At 62.5% G+C, this 14,594-nt stretch carries 9 protein-coding genes, 2 tRNA genes and 3 rRNA genes; 6 read left to right on the top strand and 8 right to left on the bottom strand.

The genetic code is table 11. The features are described 5' to 3' along the window. The first annotated feature begins 36 nt into the window (after positions 1 to 36). The 6 genes from BLT78_RS05765 (at position 37) to BLT78_RS05740 (ending at position 6,844) form a co-directional block, all read left to right on the top strand. On the top strand, positions 37 to 846 hold the full coding sequence (locus tag BLT78_RS05765; RefSeq protein WP_090348043.1) for a shikimate dehydrogenase family protein: 810 nt from the start codon (positions 37 to 39) through the stop codon (positions 844 to 846). 22 nt (positions 847 to 868) lie between these two features. Then, positions 869 to 2,590, top strand: coding sequence for an FAD-dependent oxidoreductase (locus BLT78_RS05760; protein WP_090348042.1), 1,722 nt, complete (start codon positions 869 to 871; stop codon positions 2,588 to 2,590). Positions 2,591 to 2,612: 22 nt separating this feature from the next. After that, positions 2,613 to 2,933, top strand: a complete 321-nt coding sequence (locus BLT78_RS05755) for an NIPSNAP family protein (protein WP_090348041.1) — start codon at positions 2,613 to 2,615, stop codon at positions 2,931 to 2,933. Between the two features lie 136 nt (positions 2,934 to 3,069). Continuing rightward, on the top strand, positions 3,070 to 4,836 hold the full coding sequence (locus tag BLT78_RS05750; RefSeq protein WP_090348040.1) for an FAD-dependent oxidoreductase: 1,767 nt from the start codon (positions 3,070 to 3,072) through the stop codon (positions 4,834 to 4,836). 204 nt (positions 4,837 to 5,040) lie between these two features. Next, complete coding sequence (locus tag BLT78_RS05745; protein WP_408003094.1) at positions 5,041 to 6,348, top strand: MFS transporter; 1,308 nt, start codon at positions 5,041 to 5,043, stop codon at positions 6,346 to 6,348. A gap of 244 nt (positions 6,349 to 6,592) precedes the next feature. Further along, on the top strand, positions 6,593 to 6,844 hold the full coding sequence (locus tag BLT78_RS05740) for a hypothetical protein (protein WP_090348038.1): 252 nt from the start codon (positions 6,593 to 6,595) through the stop codon (positions 6,842 to 6,844). Between the two features lie 115 nt (positions 6,845 to 6,959). Here the strand turns inward: BLT78_RS05740 and BLT78_RS05735 are convergent, their stop codons facing one another. From BLT78_RS05735 to BLT78_RS05700, 8 genes are all read right to left on the bottom strand, one after another. Further along, positions 6,960 to 7,382 carry a hypothetical protein gene (locus tag BLT78_RS05735; protein WP_090352160.1) on the bottom strand — a complete coding sequence of 141 codons (423 nt, stop codon included), beginning with the start codon at positions 7,380 to 7,382 and terminating at the stop codon, positions 6,960 to 6,962. Between the two features lie 246 nt (positions 7,383 to 7,628). Continuing rightward, positions 7,629 to 8,099, bottom strand: a complete 471-nt coding sequence (locus BLT78_RS05730) for a YMGG-like glycine zipper-containing protein (RefSeq protein WP_090348037.1) — start codon at positions 8,097 to 8,099, stop codon at positions 7,629 to 7,631. 192 nt (positions 8,100 to 8,291) lie between these two features. Next, positions 8,292 to 8,407, bottom strand: a 5S ribosomal RNA gene (gene rrf / locus BLT78_RS05725). Between the two features lie 130 nt (positions 8,408 to 8,537). Then, positions 8,538 to 11,429: ribosomal RNA gene (locus BLT78_RS05720) — 23S ribosomal RNA — on the bottom strand. A 268-nt stretch (positions 11,430 to 11,697) separates the two neighbouring features. Next, positions 11,698 to 11,773 (bottom strand) — tRNA-Ala (locus tag BLT78_RS05715). Positions 11,774 to 11,804: 31 nt separating this feature from the next. Beyond that, positions 11,805 to 11,881 (bottom strand) — tRNA-Ile (locus tag BLT78_RS05710). A 66-nt stretch (positions 11,882 to 11,947) separates the two neighbouring features. Further along, positions 11,948 to 13,484 (bottom strand): 16S ribosomal RNA (locus BLT78_RS05705). Together the 16S, 23S and 5S rRNA genes with 2 tRNA genes alongside form the textbook arrangement of a ribosomal RNA operon. A 502-nt stretch (positions 13,485 to 13,986) precedes the next feature. After that, entirely contained in the window at positions 13,987 to 14,586 is a 600-nt protein-coding gene (locus BLT78_RS05700) for an FMN-dependent NADH-azoreductase (protein ID WP_090348036.1), read from the bottom strand. Positions 14,587 to 14,594 lie beyond the last annotated feature (8 nt).

The raw sequence follows: 14,594 nt of genomic DNA, 5'->3' as shown, positions 1-14,594 counted from the left end.
CTCGCCGCACAACAAGCACAACAGCTGGAGGTCAGCATGATCCGCGGTTCGACCGAACTGGTAGCCATCGTCGGCTCCCCCATCGCCCAGGTGAAGTCGCCGGAAAACTTCAACACCTGGTTCGCCCAGCACGACCGCGACCTGGCGATGATCGCCATCGACCTGAACGAGTCGGCGCTGGACGACTTCCTCGCCACCCTGCGCGGCTGGCGCAACCTGCGCGGCTGCGTGGTCACCGTGCCCTACAAGCAGGTGCTGGCCGAACGACTGGACGGCGTCAGCGCCCGCGCTGGCGCGCTGCGCTCGGTCAACGTGATCCGCCGCGAGGCCGGCGGCCGCCTGCTCGGCGACAACGTCGACGGCGACGGCTTCCTCAACGCCGCCCGCCAGCACGGCTTCCGCGGCCACGGCCAGCGCGCTTTGGTGGTCGGCGCCGGCGGCGTGGGCAGCGCCATCGCCTGGGCGCTGGGCGAAGCCGGCGTCAGCGAGCTGACCCTCGCCGATGTCAGCGCCGCTCGCACCGGGGCACTGGCGGCGATCCTGCGCGACGCCTTCCCGCGTCTGGCGGTGCACACCGACTACCCCTCGCTGGCCGGCTTCGACCTGGTGGTCAACGCCTCGCCGGTGGGCATGGGCGGCAGCGGCGAGCTGCCGCTGCCGGCCGAGCAGCTGGAAACCCTGCGCCCGACCACCCTGGTGGCCGATGTGGTGACCGCGCCGGAGATCACCCCGCTGCTCGCCTTCGCCCAGCGCATGGGCTGCCCCATCCAGACCGGCGCGGAGATGGCCTTCGCCCAGCTCGGCAACCTCGGCGCCTTCATGGGCGTCACCCCGCAGCAGATCTGAGCCACGCCAGGGAGCAACCGTCATGACTTCCGCAATCCCCTCCTCCGTTACCCCGGCCAGCGCCGTCCACGAGTACGACGTGGTGGTGCTCGGCAGCGGCGCGGCCGGCTTCGCCGCCGCCACCACCGCCGCCTGCCGCGGCCTGCGCGTGCTGATCGTCGAGAAGGCCGACACTTTCGGCGGCACCTCGGCGATCTCCGGCGGCGCCGTGTGGATCCCCGGCAGCGATCAGGCGCGCGCCGCCGGCATTCAGGACTCGCCCGAGGCGGTGCGCACCTACCTGAAGAAGACCATCGGCGCCGGCTTCGATGCCGAACTGGTGGACACCTTCATCGAACGCGGCAGCGAGGCGCTGCGCTATCTCGAACAGCACAGCGAGCTGGCCTACGCACTGCGTCCGCTCTCCCCCGACTACTACCCGGACGAAGACGGCGCCACCGACCGGGGCCGCGCGCTGGAGATGGTCGAATACGACGGTCGGCGCCTCGGCGAGCGCTTCAAGGACCTCAAGGCGCCGCCGCAGGGCATGCTGCTGTTCGGCGGGATGATGGTGAACCGCGTCGACATCCAGCACTTCCTCAGTTTCCGCCGCTCGCCGCAGTCGCTGTGGCACTGCCTGAAGCTGATGGCGCGCTATGCCCGCGACCGCCTCAAATACCACCGCGGCACCCGCCTGACCGTCGGCAACGCGCTGATCGCCCGGCTGGCCACCACCGCCTTCGCCAAGGGCGTCGAGCTGTGGCTGGACTGCCAGAGCGAGGCGCTGATCGTCGAGGACGGCGCGGTGCGCGGCGTGCAGCTGCGCCGCGGCGGACGCAGCGTGCAGGTGCAGGCGCGTGGCGGCGTGGTCTGCGCCACCGGCGGCTTCGGCGCCGGCGCCCAGGCCGCGGGCGAGCGCCCGAGTAGCGCGGCGGCGCACTGGAGCATGTCGCCGGAAACCAACACCGGCGACGCCCTGCGCCTGGCCGGCGCGGTCAACGCCGCCAGCGGCAAGGACCTGGCCGCCAACTTCTTCTGGGCGCCGGTATCGGTGCTGCGCCACCCGGACGGCAGCCTGGAGCGCTTCCCGCACCTGGTCACCGACCGCGCCAAGCCGGGGATCATCGCCGTCGACAGGAGCGGCCGGCGCTTCGTCAACGAGTCCAACTCCTACCACTGCTTCGTCGAGGCGATGTTCCAGGGCCACGCGCCCTGCTGGCTGATCGCCGACGCCGAGGCCCTGGGCAAGTACGGCATGGGCCTGGCGCGGCCCAGGCCGGTCGACAACTCGGCGCTGCTCAAAGCCGGCTACCTGCACCGCGCCGATACTCCGGAGGCGCTGGCCCGCGCTATCGGCGTCGACCCGCAGGGCCTGCGCGCCACCCTCGAGCTGCACAACGCCGATACCCGCAGCGGCGTCGACCGCCAGTTCGGCAAGGGCGGCAACAGCTACAACCGCCACCTCGGCGATCCGCACCAGCAGCCCAACCCGTGCCTGGCACCGCTGGAGAAGGCGCCGTTCTACGCCATCCGCGTCGACACCGGCGATCTGGGCTCGGCGCGCGGCCTGCGCACCGACCGCCACGCCAACGTGCTCGACCTGGACGGCGTGCCCATCCCCGGCCTGTACGCCGCCGGCAACGACATGAACTCGATCATGGACGGCACCTACCCCGGCCCGGGCATCACCCTCGGCCCCGGCATCACCTTCGGCTACATCGCCGCCAGCCATATCGCCGAGCGCCTGCTGCCGGCCAAAGCCTGACCTTATCCACGGAGCTACCCGCATGTACTACGAACTGCGTACCTACACCATCAAGCCGCCACGCCTCGCCGAGTGGCTGGCGCTGTACCAGAGCGACGCCCTGGCGGTGCAGACCGAGCACCTCGGCCAGCTCGTCGGCTTCTTCACCACCGAGTTCGGCGAGGCCAACCAGGTGGTGCACATCTGGGCCTACGAGAGTCTCGACGACCGCGCCGCACGGCGCGCCAGCATGGCCGCCGACCCGCGCTGGGCCGCCTTCGCGCGCAAGAACCGCGAACTGGATGCGGTGGAGCGCCTGGAGTCGCGGCTGATGAAGCCGACCGGCTTCTCGCCGCTGCAGTGAGTCATCTGTAGGGGCGAATTTATTCGCCATGGGCCGCAACGCGGCCCCGCTGTTGCCAAGGGCAGGCCGCTGGCCTGCTTGGCGAATGAACTCGCCCCTACAACTGCTCGCCAACCACAACAACAAGAGGCAGGACATGCAGACGCCCGACAGGATCGAATGCGACGTGCTGGTGATCGGCTCAGGCGCGGCCGGGCTGGCTGCCGCGGTGACCGCCGCGCACCACGGCCTGAAGGTGGTGGTCGCCGAGAAGGAGCCGCTGCTCGGCGGCACCAGCGCCTGGTCCGGCGGCTGGCTGTGGATTCCGCGCAATCCGCTGGCGGTCGCCGACGGCCAGCTCGAGGAGCCCGGAGCCCCCGAGCGCTATCTGCGCGAGCAGCTTCACCGCGCCGAACTGGACGAACGTCAGCGCGCCTTCCTCGACCACGGCCCGGCGATGGTCGAGTTCTTCCAGCGCCACACTGCCGTGCAGTTCCAGTCCGGCAGCCGCATGCCCGACATGCACGACGGCCCCGGCGCGGTCCTGGGCGGCCGCTCGCTGTGCGCCCAGCCGTTCGACGGCCGCCAGCTCGGCGAGTGGATCGCCAAGCTGCGCCCGCCGCTGGACCTGATCAGCCTGGCCGGCATGGGCATCGCCGGCGGCGCGGACCTCGCCCACTTCCTCGACGCCACCCGTTCCCCGCGCTCGGCGCTGTACGCGGCCGGGCGCCTGCTGCGGCACTTCCGCGACCGCCTGCTGCACGGTCGCGGCCTGCACCTGGTCAACGGCAACGCGCTGGTGGCGCGCCTGCTGCGCAGTGCGCTGGATCTGCGAGTCAGCCTGCTGACCGAAGCGCCGGTGCGCCGCCTGCTCGACAGTGACGGCCGGGTGATCGGCGCCCTGCTCGACCAGCTGGGCACGCCGACCGAGATCCACGCCCGCCGCGGCGTGGTGCTCGCCTGCGGAGGCTTCCCCCACGACCGCGCGCGCATTGCGCAGCTATTCCCCCACGCCCCGGACGGCAAGGGGCACCATTCGGCGGCGCCACCGTGCAATACCGGCGACGGTCTGCGCCTGGCCGAGGCGGTCGGCGGGCTAGTGGCGAACGATCTGGCCCATGCCGGCGCCTGGGCGCCGGTATCCTTGGTGCCGCTCGGCGACGGCAGCCTCGGCGCCTTCCCGCACCTGATGGAGCGCGCCAAGCCGGGCTTTGTCATCGTGCGCCGCGACGGCCGGCGCTTCGTCAACGAGGCGGACTCCTATCACGTCTTCATGAACGCGCTGTTCGCCACCACGCCGGCTGGCGAGGAGCCGGTCGCCTGGCTGATCGGCGATCATCGCGCGCGCAACCGCTACGGCATCGGCGCGGTGCGCCCGTTCCCCTTCCCGGAGGGACGCTGGCTGCGCAACGACTACCTCAAGCGCGGCGACAGCCTCGAAGACCTCGCCCGCCAATGCGGCATCGCCCCGACACAGCTTGCCGCCAGCGTGGCGCGTTTCAATCGCCACGCCGCGTGCGGCGCGGACCCGGATTTCGGCCGCGGCGCCTCGCCCTACAACCGCGCCCAGGGCGAGGCGCGCCACGGTCCCAACCCGTCGCTGGGAGAGCTTGCGCAAGGGCCGTTCTACGCGGTGAAGCTGGTGCCCGGCAGCCTCGGCACCTTCGCCGGATTGCGCACCGACGCCACAGCACGAGTGCTGGACGGGGGCGGGCAGCCGATCGCCGGGCTGTTCGCGGTGGGCAACGACATGGCCAGCGTGATGGACGGGCACTACCCCAGCGGGGGCATCACCCTCGGCCCGGGGATGACCTTCGGCTATCTGGCGGCCCTGGAACTGGCTGGACAGTCCCCCTTTTCTGGCGACAAACAACCAGCGGCTATAGCAAAATTGGACTCGGGTCAAAATGTACTAACCAGTTAGGTTGCGTTCGATTATCGACCTAATGAGCGTTAATCGCATTGACCGGAGAGACTGGCGATTCCACCATTTGCCCATGCCGGAGGCCTCGTCGGTGCAACAGACGCCGATAGCCGGTGAAGCAGCTCAAGCTGTTCCATAACAATTTCAAGAATCGGGTAAACGCTCATGTCGATTTCCACGGCTCGCCCAGTCGTATCGCCCCAGGTGCACTCCGTCCACCCTCATGCGGGTGTCGGCGAGAAGATCCGCGCCGCCCTCGCCGTCGGCAAGATGCGCTGGGGCATGCTGGCCCTGGTGTTCTTCGCCACCACCCTGAACTACATCGACCGCGCCGCTCTCGGCGTCATGCAACCGATCCTCGCCAAGGAGATGAGCTGGTCCACCATGGACTACGCCAACATCAACTTCTGGTTCCAGGTCGGCTATGCGGTCGGTTTCCTGTTGCAGGGCCGCTTCATCGACAAGATCGGCGTCAAGCGCGCCTTCTTCCTAGCCGTGCTGCTGTGGAGCCTGGCCACCGGCGCCCACGGTCTGGCCACTTCAGCGGTCGGCTTCATGATCTGCCGCTTCATCCTCGGCCTGACCGAGGCGGCCAACTACCCGGCCTGCGTGAAGACCACCCGCCTGTGGTTCCCGGCCGGCGAGCGCGCCCTGGCCACCGGCATCTTCAACGCCGGCACCAACGTCGGCGCCATGGTCACCCCGGCCCTGCTGCCGCTGATCCTCTCCGTGTGGGGCTGGCAGGCCGCCTTCATCGGCATGGGCGCACTGGGTCTGGTCTGGCTGGTGTTCTGGGCGCTGAAGTACTACAACCCGGAAGAGCACCCGAGCGTCAGCAAGGCCGAGCTGGAGTACATCCAGAAGGACGTCGAGCCGGAGCCGACCAAGGTGCCCTTCTCGCGCATCCTGCGCATGCGCGGCACCTGGGCCTTCGCCGTAGCCTACATGATCACCGCGCCGGTGTTCTGGTTCTACCTGTACTGGCTGCCGCCGTTCCTCAACCAGCAGTACAACCTGGGCATCAGCGTCACCCAGATGGGCATCCCGCTGATGCTGATCTGGCTGACCGCCGACTTCGGCAGCGTGGGCGGCGGCATCCTGTCGTCCTTCCTGATCGGGCGCGGCGTCAACCCGATCCGCGCGCGCCTGGTTTCCATGCTGATCTTCGCCGCCTGCATCTGCACCGTGGTGTTCGCCGCCAAGGCCAGCGGCCTGTGGATGGCGGTGCTGGCCATCGCCCTGGCCGTGGGTGCCCACCAGGCCTGGACCGCCAACATCTGGAGCCTGGTGATGGACTACACCCCCAAGCACCTGATGAGCACCGTGTTCGGCTTCGGCGGCATGTGCGCGGCGGTCGGAGGCATGTTCATGACCCAGATCGTCGGCTACGTGCTGACCGTCACCAACAACAACTACGCCGTGCTGTTCACCATCATCCCCACCATGTACTTCCTGGCGCTGACCTGGCTGTACTTCATGGCCCCGCGCAAGCTCGAGCAGGCCGCCGAGTGATGCCCGGCGGCTGAGCCCACCCTTCGCATATCCTGACAAGCCGCCCCTGCTCGCAAGAGCCGGGGCGGCTGCGCTTCTGCTCGCACCTCGCTCCGGCTGCCGCGCAATCACGCATCGCCCGGGGCTTGCATTTTTACTGTACACATATACAGTATTGGCAGGCCGGTCGTTTCAACCACACCGGCAAAGTCTCCCGGCCCGCCCGGGAACCCTTCAGCACATGCCAGCATGCAGGAGCCCAACCATGTTTTTGTCGATCCTTGGTCTCGCGCTCTCCACGAGGAAGGCTTCCCCCTACGACCTGAACGACTTCCTGTTCTCCGCCGAGGAGCTACAGAGAAAGTACGAACGCCAGAGTTCGCAAAGCGAACACCCGCACTTCTCCCGCACACGCTGGCTGGACGAGGTCAACTTCAACAACTGCGAACTGGGCTACTGGCTCTGGGTGTTCGAGCAGGTCCAGGCCGACGACGACACCTGGCTCTTGCGGCACTGAATGCCGACGGAGGACGCCGGCTGGGATAGCCCGTCTCCGGGCTTGCGGGGAAAGGTTGGCAGACTGCGGATGGACTGGCGCACTTCGCCAGTCCAGGCAGCGCAACTGTGATAGCTCAGTAGAGCTCCACGTCGTCGCGGATCAGCACACAGTGCAGGCCGTCGTCGTCCTCTTCGCAGTCGTGGACGTAGTACATGGCCACTTCGCCCTGGCCAGTCACGGCAGCCAGGTAGTCGCCCATCTCCGGCACGAAGTAGGCGGACGAAGACGGCTCGGCCTCGCATTCGATGCGCGCGGTGAAGAACTGCTCGGGATCATCGTCACCGAAAAACTCCTCGCGCTCAGCCGGATTCCACTCCGCCGGCGCCTCGAAGGGTCCGGTAAAGACGATGCGCGCCTCGCCAAGGTCATCCTCCTCAGCGTCGGGATCGTTCTCGTCCGGGCGGTATACGGTGCAATCCACTGCCTCGGCGCTGTCGAGCACCGCCCGGCGCGCTGCCAGGCGCTTGTCCGGGTCCACCCCCGCCGCTTCGCACATCTGCAGCCAAACCTTGTCCATCCTGAGCTCCTGATTCTGTAGTGATCTTCCGCAAATCGCCGGTCGGCCCTTGTACCTGCCAGCTTGGCCCGGGATCTGTGTCAGCCTGAAGACAGCGCGCTCGCTGGCCGCGCCATCCGGCCGAATGGCTGCGGATGATAACAAGCTGGGGCCGGGCAGCGCGTAGCGAGCTGGTGGATTACAGCCCTGGGAGCTCTCGCAACGCTGGCGATACCGCTGCGCGCCTCAAGGCGTGACCTGATAACCGCGCTGCTGCATGCAGCTGCTGTACGCGGACGAAGCGTTCGCCGCGCCCTGCCGCTCTTCGCGGCGCCCCTGGCGACGCTCCTGACGCTGCCGCGAGCCACCGACCGCCATGCCGACCGCTGCCGCATCCCTGGCCTCGCTCTGTCGATACTCCTGCTTGATGTCGTCATCGATGCGCTCATACGCCTCCTCATGCTCACGACCGCGGATCTCCGCGGCCGCAGCCCCTGCCGCCGCACCGGCTGCGGCGCCGCGCAGCCGCCCGCCTCCCGAGGTCGTGGCGCTGGGGGTCGAGCCGCCGGCGCTGGCGGCCTGAGCCTGGCAGGCGCTCATGTCGGCCTGCATGGTCTGCTGCGACTGGCCGTGCAAGGGGCTTATCGTCTCCGCCAGCGCAGGCAGACAAGCGAACGACAGCAGTGTGGCGACGAGCAATGAGGAGGATCTGGACATGATCGGGCGACTCCGGCAACGGAAGGCATGCGGAGGCGACTCCGCCCCGGAAAGCATAGCCCTGCCCGCGCCTCCCCGAAGGCCCTGCGCTACCAGGCAGAGCAGCCTCGGGGACCGTCTACCAGCCGGTTTTTCAGGCCCGGAAAGACGAAACCCCGACCAGCATGAGCTGATCGGGGTCTCTGTATAGGTGCTTGACGATGACCTACTCTCACATGGGGAAGCCCCACACTACCATCGGCGATGCGTCGTTTCACTGCTGAGTTCGGGATGGGATCAGGTGGTTCCAACGCTCTATGGTCGTCAAGCAATTCGGTTGGGGCATCGCCGTGGCGCTACCCCGAATCGGGTACGTGATAGTCGTATTCGGTATCTGTCTTGCGGTTCTGCAAGCTTTCGGCCTGTCTCACGCAAACAATCAGATTGTTTGGGTGTTATATGGTCAAGCCTCACGGGCAATTAGTACTGGTTAGCTCAACGCCTCACAACGCTTACACACCCAGCCTATCAACGTCGTAGTCTTCGACGGCCCTTCAGGGAGCTCAAGGCTCCAGTGAGATCTCATCTTGAGGCAAGTTTCCCGCTTAGATGCTTTCAGCGGTTATCTTTTCCGAACATAGCTACCCGGCAATGCCACTGGCGTGACAACCGGAACACCAGAGGTTCGTCCAACCCGGTCCTCTCGTACTAAGGTCAGCCCCTCTCAAATCTCAAACGTCCACGGCAGATAGGGACCGAACTGTCTCACGACGTTCTAAACCCAGCTCGCGTACCACTTTAAATGGCGAACAGCCATACCCTTGGGACCGGCTTCAGCCCCAGGATGTGATGAGCCGACATCGAGGTGCCAAACACCGCCGTCGATATGAACTCTTGGGCGGTATCAGCCTGTTATCCCCGGAGTACCTTTTATCCGTTGAGCGATGGCCCTTCCATACAGAACCACCGGATCACTAAGACCTACTTTCGTACCTGCTCGACGTGTCTGTCTCGCAGTCAAGCGCGCTTTTGCCTTTATACTCTGCGACCGATTTCCGACCGGTCTGAGCGCACCTTCGTACTCCTCCGTTACTCTTTGGGAGGAGACCGCCCCAGTCAAACTACCCACCATACACTGTCCTCAATCCGGATAACGGACCAGAGTTAGAACCTCAAGATTGCCAGGGTGGTATTTCAAGGATGGCTCCACGCGAACTGGCGTCCACGCTTCAAAGCCTCCCACCTATCCTACACAAGCAAGCTCAAAGTCCAGTGCAAAGCTATAGTAAAGGTTCACGGGGTCTTTCCGTCTAGCCGCGGATACACTGCATCTTCACAGCGATTTCAATTTCACTGAGTCTCGGGTGGAGACAGCGCCGCCATCGTTACGCCATTCGTGCAGGTCGGAACTTACCCGACAAGGAATTTCGCTACCTTAGGACCGTTATAGTTACGGCCGCCGTTTACCGGGGCTTCGATCAAGAGCTTCGCTTGCGCTAACCCCATCAATTAACCTTCCGGCACCGGGCAGGCGTCACACCCTATACGTCCACTTTCGTGTTTGCAGAGTGCTGTGTTTTTAATAAACAGTCGCAGCGGCCTGGTATCTTCGACCGGCATGGGCTTACGTAGTAAATACTTCACCCTCACCGGCGCACCTTCTCCCGAAGTTACGGTGCCATTTTGCCTAGTTCCTTCACCCGAGTTCTCTCAAGCGCCTTGGTATTCTCTACCCGACCACCTGTGTCGGTTTGGGGTACGGTTCCTAGTTACCTGAAGCTTAGAGGCTTTTCCTGGAAGCATGGCATCAACCACTTCGCATTCTAAAAGAACGCTCGTCATCAGCTCTCGGCCTAGATTTCCCGGATTTGCCTAAGAAATCAGCCTACCACCTTAAACTTGGACAACCAACGCCAAGCTGGCCTAGCCTTCTCCGTCCCCCCATCGCAGTAACTAGAAGTACAGGAATATTAACCTGTTTCCCATCGACTACGCTCTTCAGCCTCGCCTTAGGGACCGACTAACCCTGCGTCGATTAACGTTGCGCAGGAACCCTTGGTCTTTCGGCGTGGGAGTTTTTCACTCCCATTGTCGTTACTCATGTCAGCATTCGCACTTCTGATACCTCCAGCGAGCTTCTCAACTCACCTTCACAGGCTTACAGAACGCTCCTCTACCGCTCATCCAAAGGATGAACCCGTAGCTTCGGTGTGTGGTTTGAGCCCCGTTACATCTTCCGCGCAGGCCGACTCGACTAGTGAGCTATTACGCTTTCTTTAAAGGGTGGCTGCTTCTAAGCCAACCTCCTAGCTGTCTAAGCCTTCCCACATCGTTTACCACTTAACCACAACTTTGGGACCTTAGCTGACGGTCTGGGTTGTTTCCCTTTTCACGACGGACGTTAGCACCCGCCGTGTGTCTCCCACGCTGACACTTCCAGGTATTCGGAGTTTGCATCGGTTTGGTAAGTCGGGATGACCCCCTAGCCGAAACAGTGCTCTACCCCCTGGAGTGATACGTGAGGCGCTACCTAAATAGCTTTCGAGGAGAACCAGCTATCTCCGAGCTTGATTAGCCTTTCACTCCTATCCACAAGTCATCCCCTACCTTTTCAACGGGAGTGGGTTCGGTCCTCCAGTCAGTGTTACCTAACCTTCAACCTGCTCATGGATAGATCGCCCGGTTTCGGGTCTATACCCAGCGACTAAACGCCCTATTAAGACTCGCTTTCGCTACGCCTCCCCTATACGGTTAAGCTCGCCACTGAATATAAGTCGCTGACCCATTATACAAAAGGTACGCAGTCACCTAACAAAGTAGGCTCCCACTGCTTGTACGCATACGGTTTCAGGTTCTATTTCACTCCCCTCTCCGGGGTTCTTTTCGCCTTTCCCTCACGGTACTGGTTCACTATCGGTCAGTCAGTAGTATTTAGCCTTGGAGGATGGTCCCCCCATGTTCAGACAAAGTTTCTCGTGCTCCGTCCTACTCGATTTCACTTCAAGGACCCTTTCGCGTACGGGGCTATCACCCACTATGGCCGCACTTTCCAGAGCGTTCCGCTAAAATCCAAGAAGCTTAAGGGCTAATCCCCGTTCGCTCGCCACTACTAAGGGAATCTCGGTTGATTTCTTTTCCTCAGGGTACTTAGATGTTTCAGTTCCCCTGGTTCGCCTCTTGCACCTATGGATTCAGTACAAGATACCCGGCTTGTGCCGGGTGGGTTCCCCCATTCAGAGATCTCCGGATCAAAGTCTGTTTGCCGACTCCCCGAAGCTTATCGCAGGCTACCACGTCTTTCATCGCCTCTGACTGCCAAGGCATCCACCGTATGCGCTTATTCACTTGACCATATAACCCCAAGCAATCTGCAATCCGAAGATCCGATTTCCTGCGGTCATTGTGCGTGAATACGACATTCGCCGAAAACTTGCGCTTGAACTCGCAAATTTTACCTTGACGTGGATGAGTGCAGTGAAAACACTCACCCAGTCTACTTCTATCACTTACCCGAATTTTTAAAGAACGTTCTGGCGCAAAGACCAGAAATCAGTATTCCTACATCAGCCGCACCTGGCGAACTGACTGAATACTCATTTCTGAGCTTTCGGCGATTAAATGGTGGAGCCAAGGAGGATCGAACTCCTGACCTCCTGCGTGCAAAGCAGGCGCTCTCCCAGCTGAGCTATGGCCCCATCTTTCGATCGGCCTGCGCACCACGACAATTGGTGGGTCTGGGCAGATTCGAACTGCCGACCTCACCCTTATCAGGGGTGCGCTCTAACCAACTGAGCTACAGACCCAATCGCCTTTCGCGAGTGAATCAAGCAATTCGTGTGGGAGCTTATGAAGAAGCTGGGATCTTCGATTAAGGAGGTGATCCAGCCGCAGGTTCCCCTACGGCTACCTTGTTACGACTTCACCCCAGTCATGAATCACTCCGTGGTAACCGTCCCCCCGAAGGTTAGACTAGCTACTTCTGGAGCAACCCACTCCCATGGTGTGACGGGCGGTGTGTACAAGGCCCGGGAACGTATTCACCGTGACATTCTGATTCACGATTACTAGCGATTCCGACTTCACGCAGTCGAGTTGCAGACTGCGATCCGGACTACGATCGGTTTTGTGAGATTAGCTCCACCTCGCGGCTTGGCAACCCTCTGTACCGACCATTGTAGCACGTGTGTAGCCCTGGCCGTAAGGGCCATGATGACTTGACGTCATCCCCACCTTCCTCCGGTTTGTCACCGGCAGTCTCCTTAGAGTGCCCACCATAACGTGCTGGTAACTAAGGACAAGGGTTGCGCTCGTTACGGGACTTAACCCAACATCTCACGACACGAGCTGACGACAGCCATGCAGCACCTGTGTCTGAGTTCCCGAAGGCACCAATCCATCTCTGGAAAGTTCTCAGCATGTCAAGGCCAGGTAAGGTTCTTCGCGTTGCTTCGAATTAAACCACATGCTCCACCGCTTGTGCGGGCCCCCGTCAATTCATTTGAGTTTTAACCTTGCGGCCGTACTCCCCAGGCGGTCAACTTATCGCGTTAGCTGCGCTACTAAGTTCTCAAGGAACCCAACAGCTAGTTGACATCGTTTACGGCGTGGACTACCAGGGTATCTAATCCTGTTTGCTCCCCACGCTTTCGCACCTCAGTGTCAGTATCAGTCCAGGTGGTCGCCTTCGCCACTGGTGTTCCTTCCTATATCTACGCATTTCACCGCTACACAGGAAATTCCACCACCCTCTACCGTACTCTAGCCCAGTAGTTTTGGATGCAGTTCCCAGGTTGAGCCCGGGGCTTTCACATCCAACTTGCTGAACCACCTACGCGCGCTTTACGCCCAGTAATTCCGATTAACGCTTGCACCCTTCGTATTACCGCGGCTGCTGGCACGAAGTTAGCCGGTGCTTATTCTGTTGGTAACGTCAAAACTGCAGGGTATTAGCCAGCAGCCCTTCCTCCCAACTTAAAGTGCTTTACAATCCGAAGACCTTCTTCACACACGCGGCATGGCTGGATCAGGCTTTCGCCCATTGTCCAATATTCCCCACTGCTGCCTCCCGTAGGAGTCTGGACCGTGTCTCAGTTCCAGTGTGACTGATCATCCTCTCAGACCAGTTACGGATCGTCGCCTTGGTGAGCCATTACCCCACCAACTAGCTAATCCGACCTAGGCTCATCCGATAGCGTGAGGTCCGAAGATCCCCCACTTTCTCCCGTAGGACGTATGCGGTATTAGCGTTCCTTTCGAAACGTTGTCCCCCACTATCGGGCAGATTCCTAGGCATTACTCACCCGTCCGCCGCTGAATCAGGAAGCAAGCTCCCATCATCCGCTCGACTTGCATGTGTTAGGCCTGCCGCCAGCGTTCAATCTGAGCCATGATCAAACTCTTCAGTTCAAATCAATCCGGGTTTTGAGAAAACCCTAAACTTGGCTCAGCAATCGCAAAAAACTCTCGAATTCACGAGTGTTGCTTGTGATGCTGATAATCTTGCGATCACCAGTCTTACCCCACAAGCACCCACACGAATTGCTTGATTCAACTTGTTAAAGAGCGTTTCGATCAGACCCTGCGGAAGCTTTCGTCTCAACCGAGGCCGCGCATTCTACAGCAGCCTTTCAACCTGTCAAGCGTTTATTTTGAAGAATTTCGTTCAAAATCAATCACTTGCGGCCTCGTTAACTGGCTGTGCGCCGTAACGAGGTGGCGAATTATACGGACGGGCAAAACACCGTCAACTACTTTTTTCGAGAAACATCCAGACCGCTGAATCCACACTCTCCAGAGCTCCGTGCGCGGCCCGATACCCCTGCTCCAATGGGCGGCTCGATCGGGACGCGCACCTGGCAGCGCAGACGTTTGCCGGCAAACCGGCATGGCTCCCCGGCAGCGGCCCCGATCAGGCGATCAGTTCGCCGATCCGGGCCTCCGCCGCCGCGAACGCCTGGTCGGCGCCCTCGCTGCTCATCGCCAGCCCTTCGGCATAGACGAACTCGACGTCGGTCATGCCGAGGAAGCCGAGCACGGTCTTCAGGTAGGGCACCTGGGAGTCGGCCGGAGTGTCGCGGTAGATCCCGCCACGGGCCAGCGCCACGTAGACCTTCTTGCCCGTGAGCAGGCCTTGCGGGCCGTTCTCGGTGTAGCGGAAGGTCACGCCGGCACGGGCGATGGCGTCGAGCCAGGTCTTCAGCTGCACCGGCACGCCGAAGTTGTACATCGGCACGCCGAGCACGACGACATCGGCGGCCTGCACCTGGGCGATCAGCGCATCATCCAGTGCCACGCGCGCAGCCTGTTCGGCGCTGCGCTGCTCAGCCGGCGTGAACAGCGCCCCCAGCGCGGCTTCGTCGAGGACCGGGTGCGGATCGCTGGCCAGATCGCGCAGCTCGACCACGGCTGCCGGACTCTGCGCCTTGAGCCGCGCGGTAATGGCGTCGGCCAGGCGAGTGGAGTTGGCCCCGGTGGAGCGGGCGCTGGCGTTGATTTGCAGGATTTTCATGATCTTTC

This window comes from Pseudomonas oryzae (assembly GCF_900104805.1).
GTDB classification, from domain to species: domain Bacteria; phylum Pseudomonadota; class Gammaproteobacteria; order Pseudomonadales; family Pseudomonadaceae; genus Geopseudomonas; species Geopseudomonas oryzae.
Note: the sequence above shows the minus strand (reverse complement) of the source record. Positions and strands in the feature narration are given on the sequence as shown.